Annotated in this window: 15 protein-coding genes; all 15 read right to left on the bottom strand. The window is 37.1% G+C overall.

What is annotated here, in order from left to right; all coding sequences use genetic code 11:
- Nucleotides 1-496: 496 nt before the first annotated feature.
- Complete coding sequence (locus PB01_RS06875) at nucleotides 497-1726, bottom strand: M16 family metallopeptidase (protein WP_151699519.1); 1230 nt, start codon at nucleotides 1724-1726, stop codon at nucleotides 497-499.
- Between the two features lie 172 nt (nucleotides 1727-1898).
- Nucleotides 1899-4016: a polyribonucleotide nucleotidyltransferase gene (gene pnp / locus PB01_RS06870; protein WP_151699518.1), complete on the bottom strand. Its 2118-nt coding sequence runs from the start codon at nucleotides 4014-4016 to the stop codon at nucleotides 1899-1901.
- A gap of 154 nt (nucleotides 4017-4170) precedes the next feature.
- Complete coding sequence (rpsO, locus tag PB01_RS06865) at nucleotides 4171-4440, bottom strand: 30S ribosomal protein S15 (RefSeq protein ID WP_151699517.1); 270 nt, start codon at nucleotides 4438-4440, stop codon at nucleotides 4171-4173.
- Between the two features lie 129 nt (nucleotides 4441-4569).
- Nucleotides 4570-5520 (bottom strand): riboflavin biosynthesis protein RibF, encoded by a 951-nt coding sequence (ribF, locus tag PB01_RS06860; RefSeq protein ID WP_151699516.1) that lies wholly within the window; start codon nucleotides 5518-5520, stop codon nucleotides 4570-4572.
- A 1-nt stretch (nucleotide 5521) separates the two neighbouring features.
- Complete coding sequence (gene truB / locus PB01_RS06855; protein WP_151699515.1) at nucleotides 5522-6442, bottom strand: tRNA pseudouridine(55) synthase TruB; 921 nt, start codon at nucleotides 6440-6442, stop codon at nucleotides 5522-5524.
- Nucleotides 6443-6515: 73 nt separating this feature from the next.
- Complete coding sequence (rbfA, locus tag PB01_RS06850; protein ID WP_151699514.1) at nucleotides 6516-6866, bottom strand: 30S ribosome-binding factor RbfA; 351 nt, start codon at nucleotides 6864-6866, stop codon at nucleotides 6516-6518.
- Between the two features lie 23 nt (nucleotides 6867-6889).
- The gene (locus PB01_RS06845) at nucleotides 6890-7168 is read right to left on the bottom strand and encodes a DUF503 domain-containing protein (RefSeq protein ID WP_151699513.1); all 279 of its coding nucleotides are present in this window, start codon (nucleotides 7166-7168) and stop codon (nucleotides 6890-6892) included.
- A complete protein-coding gene (infB, locus tag PB01_RS06840) occupies nucleotides 7168-9669 on the bottom strand; it encodes a translation initiation factor IF-2 (protein ID WP_151699512.1) in 2502 nt (833 codons plus the stop codon). Before infB ends, PB01_RS06845 begins: the two co-directional genes overlap by 1 nt.
- 4 nt (nucleotides 9670-9673) lie before the next feature.
- Complete coding sequence (locus PB01_RS06835; RefSeq protein WP_151699511.1) at nucleotides 9674-9994, bottom strand: YlxQ family RNA-binding protein; 321 nt, start codon at nucleotides 9992-9994, stop codon at nucleotides 9674-9676.
- A complete protein-coding gene (gene rnpM / locus PB01_RS06830; RefSeq protein WP_151699510.1) occupies nucleotides 9991-10269 on the bottom strand; it encodes an RNase P modulator RnpM in 279 nt (92 codons plus the stop codon). Before rnpM ends, PB01_RS06835 begins: the two co-directional genes overlap by 4 nt.
- A gap of 19 nt (nucleotides 10270-10288) precedes the next feature.
- Nucleotides 10289-11419: a transcription termination factor NusA gene (nusA, locus tag PB01_RS06825; protein WP_151699509.1), complete on the bottom strand. Its 1131-nt coding sequence runs from the start codon at nucleotides 11417-11419 to the stop codon at nucleotides 10289-10291.
- Between the two features lie 22 nt (nucleotides 11420-11441).
- On the bottom strand, nucleotides 11442-11921 hold the full coding sequence (gene rimP, locus PB01_RS06820) for a ribosome maturation factor RimP (RefSeq protein WP_151699508.1): 480 nt from the start codon (nucleotides 11919-11921) through the stop codon (nucleotides 11442-11444).
- A 725-nt stretch (nucleotides 11922-12646) separates the two neighbouring features.
- Nucleotides 12647-16963, bottom strand: coding sequence for a PolC-type DNA polymerase III (locus PB01_RS06815; RefSeq protein ID WP_151699507.1), 4317 nt, complete (start codon nucleotides 16961-16963; stop codon nucleotides 12647-12649).
- 891 nt (nucleotides 16964-17854) lie between these two features.
- The gene (rseP, locus tag PB01_RS06810; RefSeq protein ID WP_151699506.1) at nucleotides 17855-19114 is read right to left on the bottom strand and encodes an RIP metalloprotease RseP; all 1260 of its coding nucleotides are present in this window, start codon (nucleotides 19112-19114) and stop codon (nucleotides 17855-17857) included.
- Nucleotides 19115-19264: 150 nt separating this feature from the next.
- Entirely contained in the window at nucleotides 19265-20413 is a 1149-nt protein-coding gene (locus PB01_RS06805; RefSeq protein WP_151699505.1) for a 1-deoxy-D-xylulose-5-phosphate reductoisomerase, read from the bottom strand.
- Nucleotides 20414-20418: the final 5 nt, after the last annotated feature.

The following is a 20418-nucleotide window of genomic DNA, read 5'->3' as shown; positions in this document are numbered from 1 at the left end:
TGGTCACTTTAGAAATATCGCGCAGTATGCCTCCGCGCTTGCCGCACCTTGCATGAGCCAACTCGTGCTGCGCCCGAGTGGGTCACATCCTTCGGCTCATGCTGCCCGACTCGCCCCGGCAATAAGTATCCTCATTTTCTAATAAAATCCAATAAATGGATGAATGAGACATAACTGGTTTTGAACGCGACATACTACCAATTGAAAGCGATAAAACCTATTCCGAGCGCGACAAACATCTCTTAGTAAAGCCTTTACTTGGCATGAGAGGCGCAAATTAATGGTGCACTATTTCAACGTTGAGCACCTTCCTTAATATGGTAGGATAATATCGCTGATTAGCTAGCAAACTTCATTGGATTGGAGCGACAGGCGGTTACTAAGTCGCACTATTTCTAAAATATAATTTGTTGGTTAATTTTAGTTAACTCACATATGTCAGTGGGAATAATTAGCTAACCAACAGACGTGAGAAATAACAAAAAAAAGCCGAACTTTATTGATCGACTTTTTTGGGCTTAATGATGGAAATAGCTGGTTTGTACGAAAAAATTTCTTTTGCAAGTTCTACTACGGATTCTAGCGTCACTTCATCTATTGTCTCGCTTACTTCATCGAGCGAACGATGCTTTCCATAAAGCAACTCATTTTTACCATTTCTACTCATTCGTGCATTTGTACTTTCTAAACCTAAGAGTAAATTACCTTTTAGCTGTTCTTTTGAATTAGTAATTTCCACTTCTGTAACTCCATTTTCTACAATTGTACGTATAGAATCAAGTATAGAGGTTTTTAATTCAACTAATTGATTACTAGATGTTCCTCCATAAATTACTACTACTCCAGTATCTTCATAAGAAGAGTGGTACGAATAAATCGAATATGCTAGCCCTTTATCTTCACGTATTTCTTGGAAGAGCCTTGAAGACATACTTCCTCCCACAATATTATTCAATACAACTAAACTATAAATATTGTCTGCTTTCACACTTAAACCAGGATATGCTAAACAAATATGTGCTTGCTCTGTTTCTCGAAAATTTTCGGTATATATTGCTTTAATTGTAGGCGTTTCTATCGGAAAAATTGGTGATTTTGCTCTTTTGAATTTTCCAAATAACGACTCAATATATTCGATAAAGCCTTCTTGAATATTTCCGGCAACTGAAATAACAACATTTTCAGGAGTATAATGTTTTTCCATATAAGACAAGATTGTTTCTTTTGTAAAGCTATTTAGTGTATCTTCTGTTCCTAATATGGAAGACCCTAAAGGATCATTTTCATACATCTTTTGCCATAGATATTCATGAACAATATCGTCTGGTGTATCTTCCACCATATTTATTTCTTCTAAAACCACTTGTCTTTCCTTTTCAATTTCACTAGGATCAAAAAGTGAATTGAAAAACATATCTGCAAGAATTTCTACGGCATGCTCCGCATGATGATCCAAAACTTTTGCATAATAACATGTATTCTCTTTTGATGTGAAAGCGTTAATATTACCACCGATTCGATCAAATTCTTCCGCTATCTGCTTTGCTGACCTGGTAGTTGTTCCTTTAAAAAGCATATGTTCAATAAAATGCGTTAAACCATTTTCTTCTGGAAGTTCGTACCTAGAACCAGCTTGCACCCATATACCTACCGCTACTGAACGCACGTGCGGAATATGTTCCGATACAATACGAAGTCCATTATTACAAGTATTTTTCTTTATCAAATTAGCACCCCTAACTATTCTATTCATCCATTTAAAAAGGTTGCCGTAGAAGCTAGTCTACGGTCAACCTAGTTTTGTAAAAGTATACATTTTTCTACTCAGAAACTATGCAGCTCCCGATCCCTGGCTCGCAAACTTGTCGCGGCAGGGCATCCACTAGCACTATTCTTAATTATTGGTCTTTTTGTTCCGCACGCTCTTTTTCTTCTTTTATTACTACTTTACGAGATAAGTTTACACGGCCTTGGTTGTCGATTTCAATTACTTTAACTAAAAGCTCATCGCCAATTTTAAGGACATCTTCTACATTTTTCGTACGTTCTTCTTGAATTTCGGAAATATGCAGTAAGCCGTCTTTACCAGTGAATATTTCTACGAATGCTCCAAATTTTTCAATTCGTTTCACTTTACCAAGATAGTATTCACCAACTACAGCTACGCGAACAATGTTTTCAATAATTTCTTTTGCACGAGCAATCATCTCTTCATCTGCTGAAGCAATATAAATGGTACCATCTTGCTCAGTATCAATTTTCACGCCAGTTTCATCGATGATTTTATTAATTTGTTTTCCACCTGGTCCGATTACATCACGGATTTTATCAGGATTGATTTTAATAACTACAATTTTCGGAGCATATTTAGACAATTTCTCACGAGGTTCACCAATAGTTGTAAGCATGCTTTCTAAAATCTGCATACGACCAATTTTGGCTTGCTCAAGAGCTTCTTCTAAGATTGTTCTAGATAGGCCGTCAATTTTGATGTCCATTTGAAGTGCTGTGATCCCTTTAGATGTCCCAGCCACTTTAAAGTCCATATCTCCAAGATGATCTTCCATCCCTTGAATATCAGTTAATATTGTGTAATTTTCGCCTTTTTTAACAAGACCCATTGCAATACCAGCTACAGGTGCTTTTAATGGTACACCAGCATCCATCATTGCAAGTGTCGATGCACAAATACTTGCTTGAGAAGTAGAACCATTCGATTCTAGCACCTCTGCTACTAAACGAAGTGTATATGGGAAATCATTTTCATCTGGTATTACTGCTTCTAAAGCACGTTCTCCTAATGCACCATGTCCAATTTCACGTCTACCTGGAGCACGAATTGGTCCTGTTTCCCCTACGCTAAATTGTGGGAAGTTATAATGATGCATGAAACGTTTTGATTCTTCTAGACCAATACCATCAATAATTTGAACATCGCCAAGTGGTCCTAATGTACAAATACTTAATGCTTGAGTTTGTCCACGTGTAAATAATCCGGAACCATGCGTTCTAGGTAAAACACCAACTTCAGAAGAAAGAGGACGGATTTCAGCTACTCCACGACCATCTGGACGCACTTTGTCTTCTGTGATTAAACGGCGAACTTCATCTTTAACCATCGCATCTAAAATTTCACGAATTTGTTTTAGCGTTTCGTCTGTTGATTCTTTTTCTGTATACTTTTCTAATACTTCATTTTTAACTTTGCTAATTGCATCCTCACGTGCATGCTTTTCTTGCACTTGAATAGCTTGTACCAAGTTTACTTCACAAAGAATTTTTACTTCTTCTAAAAGCACTTTATCTAATTCAAAAAGAGCAATTTCTTTTTTCTCTTTCCCGATTTCAGCAACTACTTTTTCTTGGAATTCAATTAACTTAACAATTTCACTATGTCCGAACATAATAGCTTCTAACACGACTTCTTCAGAAACCTCTTTTGCTCCAGCTTCTACCATGTTAATAGCATCTTTAGTTCCTGCTACAGTAAGATCTAAAATACTTTGTTCCATTTGTTCTACAGTCGGATTAATGATGAAATCTTCTCCAATTAAACCAACTTGAACTCCTGCAATCGGTCCATCAAAAGGAATATCCGATACGCTAAGTGCCAACGAAGAACCTAACATAGCAGCCATCTCTGACGAACAGTTTTGGTCAACAGACATAACGATGGAAATTACTTGAACCTCATTACGGAAGCCATCAGGGAATAAAGGACGAATTGGACGGTCAATTAAACGACTAGTTAAAATTGCTCTTTCAGAAGGACGACCTTCACGTTTAATGAATCCACCTGGAATTTTACCAACAGCGTATAATTTTTCTTCGTAATTAACTGTTAATGGGAAAAAGTCTAGATTCTTCGGGTGCTTCGAAGCAGTCGCTACTGATAATACAGTAGTATCACCATATCTTACTAGAACTGCACCATTCGCTTGTTTTGCAAGTTGCCCAATTTCTACTTGCAACGGGCGGCCTGCCCATTCGTACGTAAATACTTTCTTTTCACTCATTTAATCTGGACTCCTCTCAACTTCAAAAATTCCTAATGTAAGGTATATAAAAGTTATATGTATCATAAGTAGTGTATCAAAAATACCGAAACTATGCGAAGTATTTTTACGCAAAAGAAAAAGCGGGACGAATCCCGCTTAATTCCATGAAATATTATCGACGTAAACCAAGTTTAGCGATTAGGTCACGGTAACGTTGTACTTCGTTTTCACGTAAGTATTTTAATAAGTTACGGCGACGTCCAACCATTTTGAATAGACCACGACGTGAATGGTGATCTTTCTTATGTGTACGTAAATGTTCGTTTAAAGAATTAATTTCTGCTGTAAGAACTGCGATTTGAATATCTGCAGATCCTGTATCGCTTTCATGAGTTCTGAACTCAGCGATTAGTTCGTTTTTACGTTCTTTTGTAATTGCCATTTTGTTTTCCTCCTAAATATTCTTATATCCCCTGCTCCTGAGCAATCGTTGGAGAATCGAAAAAGCCAAGGAAAGGTTTAGTACAATTTGTACTTTTAAAATATACCATATGAATGCATCAGAATCAACTCATTCGTTTATTTGGAAATAATTAACAGCTACTAGTTTATCTTTTCCAATTTGTTCTTTTAAAGCATCAATTCCATTAAACTTTTGCTCCGATCGTATACGGGAATACCAGTGAACTATTACTTCTTCACCGTATATAGATTGGTCAAAATCAATTATATGCACTTCAATGGAAAGCTTTTTATCTTCTGGGTTATTAAATGTTGGTTTATATCCAACATTACAAACACCTTCATACCAATTTTCTTGCACTTGTATTTTCACTGCATAGACGCCTGTCGAAGGTATAAATTGACCTTCCATCGGTTGTACATTTGCGGTTGGAAAATCTATCGTTCTACCTCTTTTATCTCCGTGAATAACTACCCCAGATAACATAAATGGGCGGCCTAAAAGTTCTTTCACTTGTTCCATATTTCCAGTTTTCAGTTCCTCTCTTATTCGAGTTGAACTTATTTTATCTCCTGTCAACATTTGTTTATCTACAACTGAAACGGTGTATTCTCCACCCGCTAACTGTTCCATTTCTTTCATAGTGCCTTTGCCAAATGCACCAAATGTAAAATCAAAGCCTGCTGTCACATGCTTCACATTCGCTTTTTTAATAAAAGAGTCAATAAATTGTACAGGTGTTAACTTTGCAAAATCAGAAGTAAAACGAACAACAAATAATGTATCGACATTTAGCCCTTTTAATACTTCTATTTTTTGTTCCATAGGTGTAATATAAAAGACTTGCTCTTTACTTTTACCAAGCACGAGTGATGGGTGAGGGTCAAAAGTCATTACGGCCGTTTTGATCTGAAGCTCTTTTCCTACAGTTAAAGCATCTTGAATGACCGCTTGATGGCCTCTATGTATGCCATCAAAAAAACCGATTGCTAAAGAATAAGCATCTTCGTTCTCATTTTCGAACAAATGATGTGGGTAAGATAAATGATGTACTTCCATGTTAATCTCCTTTTTCAGCTGAAAACATTTTTTCAGGTTTCATCATGCCACTTTTCGTTGGATGTTTTACATATACTGCTTTTGGAATTAAATCTTTTGTATAAATAATTTTTTCATTTTTTTCAAGTAATGAATGGGCAATTATTACTTGACCATTTGCAATACTTTTCTCGTTTTCTATTGTTATTTCTACGTTTGGCCAGCTTAGTAAAGCATGCTTTATAGGGAATATAGAGTCATTCAAAAGCCCACTTTCGTTTGCTAGATTTACTTCCTCAAGTGTTAAACATTGAGATTTCGTAAAGCTACCCGAAGCAGTACGTACTAAAGAAGACATATGCGCTGGATAACCAAGTAATTCACCGATTTGTACAGCAAGTGTTCTGATATATGTACCCTTACTACAGCTAATTTCAATAGAAAACGACACGTTTTTTCCAGAAAATTCTATAATTTCGTCCAATAAATCAAGTGAATAAATAGTTACTTTTCTGCTTGGACGTTCCACTATTTTTCCTTCTCTTGCGTATTCATATAATTTTTTTCCATTTACTTTTACTGCAGAAAACATTGGTGGAGTTTGAACGATTTCACCTGTTAATTCTTCTAAAACCTTTAATATCTGCTCTCGCGAAAAATGTTTATCCGTTTCATCTTTACTTACAACCTCGCCATCAGCATCTTCTGTCGTAGTTGATTTCCCTATGCTAACCGTTGCAATATAAGTTTTTCCTTCGTTCATAATATATTCAGATACTTTCGTAGCTTGGCCTAAGCAAATCGGTAAAACGCCTTCTACACTTGGATCTAGTGTACCTGTATGTCCTATTCGTTTCATTTTTAATATTTTGCGGAGTTTAAACACACAATCATGGGAGGTCATCCCTTTTTCTTTCCATAAAGGAAGTATGCCTTCGTACACGTTTTCACCTCATTTAACGATAATATATAACAAAGAAGTCTGCTTGTTGTAGTAAGCAGACTTCTCTTATTTTTTATTCTTCTGACGAGTTGTTAATCTGTCTTAACAAATTATCAATTCGATTTCCATATGCTGCCGATTCATCAAACTTAAATAGCAGTTCAGGCGTTATCCGAAGTCTAATTCGTTGTCCTATTTCAGAACGAATAAATCCTTTAGCTTTTTCTAGAGCTTTTAGTGTTTGACCACTTTTCGCTTCTCCACCAAGCACAGTTATATAAATAGTTGCTTGTTGAAGATCACCAGTGACTTCTACATCTGTCACAGTAACAAAGCCTATATTAGGATCCTTTAGTTTTCGGACAATAATCTCGCCTAACTCTTTTTTCATTTGTTCAGCAACACGGTTTGCGCGCATCGACATAATCGCTACACCTCATATTCTGTTTATAAATATTCTTTTCTAAATTCTATTCGTTCCCACTCAGGGTTAGAATCCAAATATCTGATGGCATGCATCAGTTCTCGTTCGGCTGCTACTTTATCTGAAGCAACAATAACGATGCCAATACATGTACGTTGCCATACATCTTGGTGATCTAGCTCCCCAATGGAAACATTGAATTTTTGTTTTGTTCGTGTGAGCATTCGTTGTAAAACTGCTCGCTTTTCTTTCAAGGAATGTGCAGTAGAAATGATATATTCACACTCTGCATACACAATCATTAACGTTTAATCTCTTCCATAACGAATGCTTCGATAATATCATTTTCTTTAATGTCATTAAAGTTTTTAATGGTAATACCACATTCATATCCTTTAGCTACTTCTTTTGCATCGTCTTTGAATCGTTTTAAAGTATCTAATTCACCTTCAAATATAACGATGGAATCGCGGATAATACGAACACCACTATCTCTAGAAATTTTACCTTCCGTCACATAAGAACCGGCAATCGTACCAACTTTCGTTACTTTGAAAGTTTCGCGAACTTCCGCTTGACCAATGATTTTTTCTTGGAATTCTGGGTCTAGTAATCCTTTCATCGCAAATTCGATTTCTTCGATTACTTTGTAAATAACTCGGTGTAAGCGGATATCTACACCCTCAGCATCTGCAGCGCGTTTCGCATTTACATCAGGACGAACATTAAAACCGATTACAATAGCGTTAGAAGCAGCTGCAAGACTGATATCTGATTCAGTAATTGCCCCTGCACCAGTGTGAATGATTCGTACATTTACACCTTCTACTTCTATTTTCATCAAGGAAGCAGCCATTGCCTCTACTGTACCTTGAACATCTGCTTTAACGATTAAGTTTAATTCTTTCATTTCCCCTTGCTTCATTTGATCAAATAAATTATCTAATGTCACACGAGTTTTTTCAGAACGTTGGTTAACTTGTGCTTGTGATGCTCTATTTTCACCAACTTGACGTGCTGTTTTTTCATCTTCAAAAACCACAAAACGATCTCCTGCTTGTGGCACTTCACTTAAACCTGTAATTTCAACAGGAGTAGAAGGACCCGCTTCTTTCACTCGACGACCAAGATCATTTACCATTGCGCGAACTCGCCCAAATGCATGACCTACTACGATTGGATCACCAACTCGTAAAGTACCATCTTGAACTAATAATGTAGCAACTGAACCTCTACCTTTGTCTAACTGAGCCTCAATTACTGACCCTAATGCAAGACGTTTTGGATTTGCTTTTAATTCTGCAACTTCGGAAACTAGTAAGACCATTTCAATAAGGTTATCGATTCCGTCCCCAGTTAAAGCCGAGATTTGCACAAAAATTGTTTCCCCGCCCCATGCTTCCGATACTAATCCGTGTTCTGTTAGTTCTTGCATGACACGATCAGGATTGGCTGATGGTTTATCCATTTTATTTACAGCAACAATAATTGGTACTTCTGCCGCTTTTGCATGGTTAATGGCTTCTACAGTTTGTGGCATAACACCATCGTCAGCTGCAACCACTAGTATTGTAATGTCTGTAATTTTTGCTCCACGAGCACGCATTGTTGTAAAAGCAGCGTGTCCAGGAGTATCAAGAAATGTAATTTTTTTCCCGCTACTAACTATTTGGTATGCACCAATGTGTTGTGTAATACCACCAGCTTCACCTGCAGTAACTTTTGTATTTCGAATAGAGTCAAGTAAAGTCGTTTTACCATGATCAACGTGTCCCATAATTGTAACTACAGGTGGACGTTCTTGTTTATTTGCTTCATCTTCTTCTGTTGTTTCGATTTCGAAATGAGCTTCTAAATCAGTAATATCAATTTTAATTTCTTCTTCTACTTCTACTCCATAGTCTGCACAAATTAATTCAATTGCATCCTTGTCAAGAACCTGGTTAATTGTTGCCATAGCTCCAAGTAAAAACAATTTTTTAATAATTTCAGATGGCTCACGACCAAGTTTTTTCGCAAGTTCTGTTACCGTTAATGACTCAGTGAATGTAATTTTTGCTGGAAGCTCTCTTTCTTTTCTTGGTACTGGTGGTTGAACAGGTGTAGTTGGACCTTTTCTTCTTTTTTGGAATTTTTGTCCCGGTCTTTGTTGTCCACCTGGTCTATTTTGTCCGCCTGGACGGCTATTTCCAGCTGGTTTATTATTAGTAAATGTTTTACCTTGGCTATTAGTATTAGTACCTTGAGCTGCTGGTCTTGATTGGCCTTGACCTTGGCTTGCTGGTCTTGATTGGCCTTGTCCTTGACTTGCTGGTCTTGATTGTCCTTGTCCTTGACTTGCTGGTCTTGATTGGCCTTGTCCTTGACTTGCTGGTCTTGATTGGCCTTGACCTTGGTTTGCTGGTCTTGATTGGCCTTGACCTTGGCTTGCTGGTCTTGATTGGCCTTGACCTTGGCTTGCTGGTCTTGATTGGCCTTGACCTTGGCCTGCTGGTCTCGACTGACCTTGGTTAGCTGGTCTTGATTGGCCTTGACTAGTTGGTCTCGACTGACCTTGGTTTCCATTGTTGTTTGCAGGACGATTTGTTTGCGTATTCTGTCCAGTTGGTTTTGATTGTGTTGATGCTTGAGGTTTAACCTGATTTGATTTTTTATAAACGCTGTCTAATTTTTGAACTGCGTCCCCTTCAAGCATTGACATGTGGTTAGCCACTTGAATATTAAGCTTCCCTAACTGATCAATAACTTCTTTACTTGATTTTTCTATTTGTTTTGCGTACTCATGAACTCTGATTTTAGTCATTAGCTCACCCCCGGTTAAATTCGTTGAGAAGGCCGGACAGTTTTTTTGCGAAACCGTCATCCATAATGGCTATTGCCACTCTGGCCTCTTTTCCCGTCGCATGTCCGAGATCGTGCCGGTCTCCAAAGACATGCAGCTCAACGTTAAAAGATGCACATTTATCATTAATTTTTTTAGCTGTATTTTTAGAAGCGTCTGATGATAGTAAAACTAACTTCGCTTTTTGGCTTCTAATTTCTTTTACTACCAGTTCTTCCCCAGAAATTGTTTTTCTTGCTCTAGTTGCAAGTCCTAGTAGCTGCGTTATTTGTTGTTCAATTGTCATTTTAGTTTTTCTCTTTCGATTATGACGATTAACTCATCATATATTTCATGTGGAATCGTTGCTTCTAAATGGTTCCCTAAGGAGTTTTTCTTTTTTGCTTTATCAACCGCATTTAACGTTTTCGAAACGTATGCTCCTCTACCCGGCTTTTTTCCAGTCAAGTCTACGGAGACTTCGCCTTCTTTCGATCGAACAATGCGAATCATCTCTTTCTTAGGGAACATTTCTCCCGTAGCAACGCATTTACGCAATGGAATTTTCTTTTGAATAGCCATCCAAACTCACCATCCTTGCTTACTCTTCGTCTTTGTAAAAGTCGAAATCATCCATTTCATCTTCAGCGCTTACCAAAAGAACTTTAGGAGAATTTTCATTAGGATAAATCCCTAATTCTCTAGCATCTGTTTCACTCTTTATATCAATTTTCCATCCAGTTAATTTAGCAGCAAGACGAGCATTTTGACCTCTTTTACCGATAGCTAATGAAAGTTGATAATCTGGAACAACTACTGTTGTAGATTTCTCATCTTCGTTTACTTGCACATCTAACACTTTAGAAGGGCTTAATGCATTTGCAACGAAAACGACTGGATCTTCAGACCATTCTACTATATCAATTTTTTCCCCGTTTAATTCATTCACTATTGTTTGGACCCTTGCTCCTTTTGCTCCTACACACGAACCAACTGGATCTATTTCTTCTTTATGTGCAAACACAGAAATTTTAGAGCGATCTCCTGCTTCTCGAGCAATTGATTTTATTTCAACGATTCCTTCGAATATTTCTGGAACCTCCATTTCAAACAATCGACGAAGTAACCCTGGATGCGTTCTAGATACAAAAACTTGAGGCCCACGAGTAGTTCGTTCTACTTTCGTAATATATACTTTTATACGATCATGAGGACGATAAGTTTCTGTTTGAATCTGTTCATTTACAGGTAAAACTGCTTCTACTTTACCTAAGCCAACGTAAATATTCCTTGCATCTAAACGCTCCACAATTCCGTTTACAATGTCGTCTTCGCGGTCAACGTATTCCTCATATATAAGACCACGTTCCGCTTCACGTACTCTTTGTGTCACAACTTGTTTAGCAGTTTGCGCTGCAATACGGCCGAAGTTACGTGGAGTTACTTCTTCCTCCACAACATCTCCGATAACATAATGTGGATTAATGATGTTTGCATCCTCTAATGAGATTTGCAAACGTTCATCTGTTACTTCTTCCACTACATCTTTTCTTGAATAAACAAGCATTGTACCTGTAGCTAGATTGATATCTACACGAACATTTTGAGCCTGGTTAAAGTTTCTTTTATATGCTGTCACTAATGCAGCTTCGATTGCTTCTATTAATACATTTCTAGAAATCCCTTTTTGTTTTTCAAGCGCAGTAAGCGCATCTAAAAAATCACTACTCATAGATATCACTCCTTAATATACATTATGCAGAGAAATCAATCGCTAAACGAGCAAGCGCAATTTTCTCTTTATCAATTTGAATTTTAATTCTTCTAGTTTTCACACGTACTTCTATTAAAGCACCTTCTTCTGCTGAATAAGAAAGTAATGTTCCTTCAAATTCTTTGGCACCATTTACAGGTTCATACGTTTTAATATATACATGTTTCCCGATTGCTTGTAGAAAGTCTGCATCTTTTTTCAATGGACGTTCAGCGCCTGGAGAGGAAACTTCTAAGAAATAGTTCTCCGTGATTGGATCAACTTCATCTAATTTTTCACTTAGTTTTTCACTAACTTGAGCACATTGCTCAATATCTATACCACCTGTTGATGTATCAATATAGATTCTCAAAAACCAATCGCGACCTTCTTTTACGTATTCAATATCTACAAGCTCTAAATTCAACTCTTGTAAAATCGGCGTTACAAGCTCTTCAATTTTACTAGTGATATTAGTCATACAAGCCTCCTACTCAATAATGATTTTCTATAAATGTAGATTACTTCTACGAGTGTAATTTTTATAATTCCTATATAACAACAGAAAAGAGCGGGAAATCCCACTCTTTCGTCACAGAACTATGAAACATTGGTAGTTTTATATTACCATACGATTGAATTTCTTGCAAATAAATAAGAAACACAGATGATTTTATACGCACACCCCAAATGAAAATCTTTTCTCGTATTTTGCTATGGCTTGTTCTATTTTTAGAAGGAAAACGCAAGCTATCTTTAAGTGCATCTGATCCTTACCTATTCCAGAGTACTTTGGACGAAACAGTGGCTACACTATTACCGAAGGAACTTGGAGTAATCTAGTGGCGGATGTTTGTCCGTTACCCTCTTGAATTATGTAAAGACAAGGTGAGTAAGGTTTGGTTAATGAGAGATTAGATACTTTCCAATTATTTTAAAAGCGGACGAAGATGCAATTTCATCCGCTCAGCGCTTCTTTATAAATGGATGCTAACTATTTTTCTCTAGTACCACCTAATCTAATCATGCTCCAACTGATTAATTTGTATTGTGGACTGTACAAGTAAAGACTATCTAGATCAAGCACTTGTATGATTTAAAGCACAACTTTTATTCACTAACCAGAGTCACTCTACATCTAGAACTTACCTTGCAGCTTTATTCATTTACAAAAATAACCTGACTTCCGATTTTACCGGAATTATGCTAAAACAATGAAAGTTGATTGGCATCTGGAAGGCCTTCTAGACAGCCCATTTGATCCATATATTCAATTATCGTTTTCGACACTTTTCCTCTTTGTTGCAAGTCCTCTTTCGATAGAAACTCTCCGTCTAGTCTGGCTTTGACAATTTGAAAAGCTACGTTTGTACCTAACCCCGGGATTGCATTAAAAGGGGGAATTAACGTATTTCCTTCGATTATAAATTCACTAGCATTTGATTTGTATAAATCGACTTTTTGCATTCTAATACCACGTTCTGACATCTCAAGACCAATTTCTAATACTGTAGCTAAACTCTTTTCTTTTGGTAAGGCATCTAGACCTTTTGCATTAATTTCCTCCAATTTTGCACGAATCGTTTGAGAACCATTAATCATGGAAATTAAATCAAAGTCGGATGCTCGCACGGTTAAATATGCTGCATAGTATAGAATTGGAAAATGCACCTTGAAATATGCAATACGAACCGCCATTAATACATAAGCAGCCGCATGGGCTTTTGGAAACATGTATTTGATCTTTTTACAGGATTCTATATACCAATTTGGTACTCCTTCTTTTTTCATTTCCGCCTCAAACTCTGGCGTTAATCCTTTTCCTTTTCGAACAGATTCCATAATCTTGAATGCTAACGAAGGGTCAAGACCTTGATAAATTAAATAAACCATAATATCATCACGACAACCAATAACATCCGACAACTGACATGTCCCATTTTGGATAAGTTCTTGTGCATTTCCAAGCCATACATCTGTTCCATGGGAAAGGCCAGAAATTTGAACAAGTTCCATAAATGTAGAAGGTTTTGTTTCTTCTAACATTTGACGTACAAAACGAGTACCAAACTCAGGTATTCCGAATGTACCTGTTTTACAATCAATTTGTTCTTCGGTAACTCCTAGAGATTCAGTTCCACTAAAGATTTTCATCACTTCTGGATCATCGGTAGGAATTGTTTTAGGGTCAATTCCCGATAAATCTTGAAGCATTCGAATAACAGTCGGGTCATCATGCCCTAGAATGTCAAGTTTCAACAAATTATCATGAATCGAATGGAAATCAAAATGGGTTGTTTTCCATTCAGAATCTTGCGCATCTGCTGGGAATTGTATTGGCGTAAAATCGAAAATATCCATATAATCAGGAACAACTATGATACCGCCGGGATGTTGTCCAGTTGTCCTTTTAACTCCAGTACATCCTTGCACTAACCGATCAATTTCTGCTCCGCGTGGTGTTAAATTATTATCATTCGTATAACCTCTAACATAACCATATGCAGTTTTTTCTGCTACCGTTCCAATTGTTCCTGCTCGAAATACATAATCTTCTCCAAAAAGCTCTTTTGTATAATTATGTGCAGTTGGTTGATACTCACCACTAAAGTTCAAATCAATGTCCGGTACTTTATCCCCCTTAAATCCAAGGAAAGTTTCAAAAGGGATATCCTGTCCGTCTTTTACATAGGGAGTATCACATTTGACACAGTCTTTATTTGGCAAGTCAAACCCAGATCCTACAGAACCATCTAGAAAAAACTCAGAGTGCTTACAATTTGGGCATACATAATGTGGAGGCAGTGGATTAACTTCCGTAATCTCTGTTAACGTTGCGACCAATGAAGAACCAACTGAGCCCCTTGACCCAACTAAATAACCATCATCTAGTGATTTTTTTACTAGCTTATGGGAAATCAAGTAAATAACAGCAAATCCGTGTCCAATAATAGATGCTAATTCTTTTTCAATACGCGCCTCCACAATTTCTGGAAGCTCTTCTCCATATATTTCTTTACCTTTTGCGTAAGTTAACGAACGGACTTCATCGTCCGCACCTTCAATTTTAGGCGTATATAAATCATCTTTAATAGGTTTTATATCCTGAATGGAATCTGCAATTTTTTGAGGATTGGTCACAACTATTTCTTTCGCTAATTCCTCGCCTAAGAATGAGAAAGCATCTAACATTTCGTTTGTTGTTCGGAAATGTACTTTAGGTAACTCATGTCGATTCAGTGGATTTGCACCACCTTGAGAATTCACTAAAATTTTTCTAAAAATCGCATCATTTTCATGTAAGTAATGAACATTTCCTGTTGCCACTACAGGTAGGTTTAGTTTTTTTCCTACTTTAATCATCTTTCGAATTATATCTTCTAGATTCCATTCATCCCTTACAAGTTCCATTTCAATTAAGTGAGAATAAACTTCTTTAGGCTGAATTTCTAAGTAATCATAAAACTTTGCAATCTCTTCTACTTGTTCAAGCGGTTTTTGCATTAAACCTTCAAATACTTCCCCTTTATCACAAGCAGAACCAATAATTAAACCTGCACGATGTTTTTGTAAGGTAGATCGTGTAATTCTGGGTACTCTGTAAAAAGTAGAAATATGTGAAAGCGACACTAATTTAAATAAGTTTTTCAATCCCTCTTCATTGACCGCTAAAATAGTACAGTGTGAGGGTCTTGCCCTTTTGTATGAATCACCTTGCCCAATATGTTTATTAAAATCATCGTGGAACTGGATATTTTTTTCCTCCGATTCCTTCAATAGATGCATTAATAAATATCCTGTTGCTTCACAGTCAAAGATTGCTCTGTGCGCTTGTGTTAACTCAATATTAAACTTTTTACATAGAGAACCAAGACGATGTGTTTTTAACTCTGGATGTAGAAATCTTGCAAGCTCTAATGTGTCAATTACCGAGTGTGTAAAATGGTCAATGCCACATCTTCGATATCCTTCATATAAAAAGCCCATATCAAAAGAAGCATTATGCGCAACGATGATGCCATCTCCTATAAAGTCATAAAAATCTTTTATGACTTCTTCTATTTCAGGAGCATTGCGAACCATTTCATCTGTAATACCAGTAAGTTCAATTGTTGTAGCAGATAATGCATGGTGAGGATTTACAAACCGCTCGAACTTTTCAATAATGTTTCCGTTGTACATTTTTACCGCAGCAAGCTCAATAATTTTGTCATAAGTTGCAGACAAACCCGTTGTTTCTACGTCGAACACCACAAAAGTAGCATCTTCTAGTAATATACGTTGTTCATCATAAGCAATCGGGACTCCATCATGAACGAGATTTGCTTCTAATCCATATAAAATCTTTATCCCATTCTTTTTCCCAGCTGCGTATGCTTCGGGAAATGATTGAACATTTGCGTGGTCTGTAATAGCTATTGCTTTATGTCCCCATTTAGCTGCTTGTGCAACAAGTGCAGAAACTGATGATACGGCATCCATCTGACTCATTGGTGAGTGCAAATGCAATTCAACTCGTTTTTCCTTTGCTGTATCTAGTCGGACCGCTGGATTTATCTCGGACATATCTTGCGCCATTATGATTAAATCACGCACAAACGTATCATTTTGAACAGAGCCTCGAACCTTGATCCACATTCCTTTTTTCAATCGTCCCATCATCTGTGCATCTTCTTTATCACGCGAGAACATTTTAACAAGTATAGAATCTGTGTAATCAGTCACTTTTGCCGTCAATAGAGATCTGCCACTTCGTAATTCTTTTACTTCCACATCGAATACAAACCCTTCGATGGTCACTCTACGCTCTTCATCTTGTATTTGGCGAATTTCTAAAATAGGCTCTTCTTTCTTAAGCGGGATACCTAGTTGGAATGGACCTTCTGCCTCTCCTTCTGATCCATTTTCCTGTCGATTTTGTTCTCTCTTCTGTAAATCATCTAATGCTTTTTTCCCTAATTCTTCCTCTTCTAATTTGCGTTGTTCTAAAAAAGCGAGTTGTGCTTCTGCAAGTGCTTGTGTATCTTCCACTAAGCGAAAATCGAAAGCCATTTTTGGGAATCCAAAATTTACGTAAGTATCTCCTAGTAGCTCCACATATTTCTTTTTAAATGTTCGCAGTTCCAGTTCCTGTCCACACGTAAGTTGGATTGTTTGCCCATTCCATTCTGGTTGTTGTTGAAGCAAACGATCTTTAAGGGGGGGGGCCATGTCGCTTAATTCTTTCATTACCGGAAGCCAATATTCTTTAATTTGTTCTTCGGATATTGTGGAGGTTTCACTATCTATTGTTAAAAGTACGCTCGCAATGCCTGTAAATTTCTCCTCTAGCCGTTGTCTTAATATTGTATAAACATTAATCGGAAGAATCGCCGAACACCTAATGTGAAAATGCCATTGTCTCCCCTTTTTATGTACCGTAAACCGCGTGATGGAAGCATTTTCGAAATGTTTCACAAAGGAATCATCGATTAAATCGAGTTGTTGCAATAATATATGCATTCTTGTTTTGCCATCTTGCATTATAATAAGTCTCTCCCTTTAAACGACTGTTGATTATTATATTTTTTCCAACTAATACATTTAGGTGGATGTACGATTATTTTTCTGTCTTACTTTTTATATAATGCGTCTTAGTGACCGCCAGGATTTCCGCTCTAGGTGGACGCTTTCCGAGGGGGGAGCGATGAGCCAGCACCGTCGCATGTGCGCCGTTTGTGCTTTCTCATCTGTCTCCCTCATCCCTTCGGAGTCGCCACCTGCCGTTGCAATCCAGCATATTCACTAACTATTCAGTGTTACTATTCACTTATTAAACTTAACTATATTATCTAAAATAAAATCCAATAAATGGTTGGACGAGTCAAATCACGGGGAGAATGCCACTACTTTCTCTTAATAAAGCCTTAACTTTGCATTAAATTATATGTCTCCATTGAAAATATTCCGTATGTTGCGCATTATATATTGGGTGATAATATCCGGATTAGTAGAGTGGATAACTTTGCGCAATACTACTGAATAGTTAATATGTTTCTTCTGGATTGGAGCGAAAGGGCGGCGACTCCTACCGGAGGCCAACAGGATGTTGGTCACGAAGGTGTTGCCACACGATGTGGCGCTTCTAGCCTTCGACCCTCTGTGGGCAAATGAGACTTCACAACGTACGCGTAGCGGCGGTGAAGGCTCATCGCTCACCCGGCGGAAAGCGTCCGCCATGCAGCGGAAATCCCAGCGATCACTAAGACGCACTATTTCTAATAAGCGAACTGAAACATAAAACTGTATGCTAGTCTCACCTTTCATTAAATAGAAGAAATTGGATAATCAACAAACTTGCTCCCCTTACTACGTATAACAGAAAAAGAAAGGAAAGTTCAGCATATCGAACTTTCCCTTCTTGTAGTTTTTTCTCTAAAAGAAAAACCTTTGTATATCGTTCCAGGTTACTACAACCATTAATACCATCAAGAGCATGATACCAACAAAATGCACCATACCTTCTTTTTGCTTATCGACCGGCTTTCCTCGAACTGCTTCAAACAAGAAAAATAAAAGACGACCACCATCTAGTGCTGGTAGTGGTAAAAGATTCATAATCCCTAAGTTAATACTTAAAATAGCTGCCCAATGCATTAAATTAAATACACCATATTGCGCAACTTCTTCTGTTGCTTTATAAATGCCTACTGGTCCTGATAAATCATCAATTGAAAATTTACCAGTGATTAATGAACCTAATAATGTAAATATTCGCTTAGTCCAATCATATGTTTGCTCTGCACCAAAAGCTACAGCCTTAATCGGATTCTTTTCTAACGGACTTACATATTGAACACCAATTTGCCCTAGTTTTTCTTTTCCAGAAGTTACTTCTTTAGGAATCATCGAAAATTCTAAAGTTTCTCCTTTACGATCAACCGTAAAGCCCATTTTTTGATTAGGGCTAACTTTTACTTCTTCAGACAATTCATCCCAAGTTGAAATAGGGCTTCCATTAATTTTGGTTACCAAGTCGCCATCTTTCATTCCTGCTTGTGCAGCAGGTCCATCTGCTACTACTGTCGTAATGACTGGTTCATAAGTAGGAACTCCTTGTAGTAAACCTAATATTAAAAAGATGAAAAATGCTAAAATAAAGTTAAAAAGTGGACCTGCAAATATAGCCATCGATCTTTGACCAACCGTTTTAGACCCAAATTGACGATCATATGGTGCGATAAAAGTCTCATTGCCATTTTCATTTATTCTCGCGTTTCTCGCTATTTTATACCGAACGAAACTTTCCTCTTCATCGTACCCTTCGATGAACATTTCGTTTGTTAAATCAGCTTTCTCTACTTCTAAGAAAAGCATGTCTGGGAATTGCTTATTTTGATTTAAAGCAATTAAATCTATTTCATTGTCATTATTTACATGTATACCTAAACGAAACCCTGGTTGAAGTTCAACGGAGTCCATATCTTCTCCAGCCATTCGTACATATCCACCTATTGGTAATAATCGAATTGTATATAGTGTTTCTCCTTTTGTCATTCCAAAAATTTTTGGGCCCATCCCAATTGCGAACTCTCGTACCATAATTCCAGCTTTTTTCGCAAAGATAAAATGCCCTAGTTCATGAAAAAAAACAATGCTACCAAAAATTATTATAAACGCAATGGCCGTCTCCATCATACCCCACCTTTATTATCAATTTCGTCACCCAGTAATTGCTTCCGCTTCTCTTTGTTCAGCTCCGCAGAAAACATTTGCTTCCGCAGTTACTTGTCTCACTATACCAATTGCTGATTAAGCTAAGATTGTACGTCCTATATTATTTTCTCATTTTATCATATTTTGAACATTTTTTCTTGTTTCAGCATCTACATGTAATATCGTTTCTAAATTTGGTCTTGCAATGTTGATATGTTCATTCATAGCACGCTCTATCAATTCATCAATTGTTAAAAAAGCAATTTTCTCTTGTAAAAATAGAGCTACCGCTGCTTCATTCGCTGCATTTAATACCGTAGTCATCGTTCCGCCAGCTCTTCCCGCATCTATTGCAAGCTTTAAAGCATGATATCTCTTATAGTCTATTTCTTCAAAATGCAGCTTTCCAATTTCCGCTAAATTTAATCTTTTCGCGTTTGAACGTTCAAAACGGTCCGGATACGACAGTGCATATTGAATTGGAACTCGCATATCAGGCGTACCTAATTGTGCAATTATGCTTGTATCATTAAACTCTACCATGGAGTGAATGATACTTTCTCTATGTAATAAAACCTCTATATCATCATAAGAAGTATTAAATAATATATGAGCCTCTATTACTTCTAGGCCTTTATTCATCATTGTGGCACTATCAATTGTTATTTTGGCACCCATAGACCAGTTAGGATGATTTAATGCATCTTTTACGGCAACGTTCTTTAGCTCTTCTCTTGTATAGTCTCGGAAGCTTCCACCTGATGCAGTGATTATTAACTTTGAGATTTGGGATCTTTGTTCCCCATTCATTGCTTGGAAAAGTGCAGAATGCTCACTATCTACTGGTAAAATCGGAACATTATTTTCTTTAGCTGCTTGCATAACGAGATGCCCAGCTGTGACCAGTGTCTCTTTATTTGCTATAGCAATTGTTATCCCTTTTTTAATTGCCTCTAATGTTGGTTTTAATCCAACACTTCCAAGTACAGCATTCACAAGTACATCTGCATTCGTATTTGCTGCTACTTGAACTAGTCCTTCATCTCCAAAAACAACTTGTAATTTTGGAAATTCCGTTTGTAATTGGAGAGCATCTTCCTCAAGCGCTACCGAAACTACCTCTACCGGAAAGTCTTTTAAAATCGCTCTAGTTTGATTTATATTTCTTCCTGCAGAAAAAGAAACTAGTTGGAACTTATTTGGATGTTCTTTAATGATATCCAAAGTTTGTAGCCCAATAGAACCTGTCGCTCCTAATAAACTTATTCTTTTTGTCATAATTT

The organism is Psychrobacillus glaciei (assembly GCF_008973485.1).
Taxonomy (GTDB): domain Bacteria; phylum Bacillota; class Bacilli; order Bacillales_A; family Planococcaceae; genus Psychrobacillus; species Psychrobacillus glaciei.
This window is presented reverse-complemented; position numbering and strand designations above follow the sequence as displayed.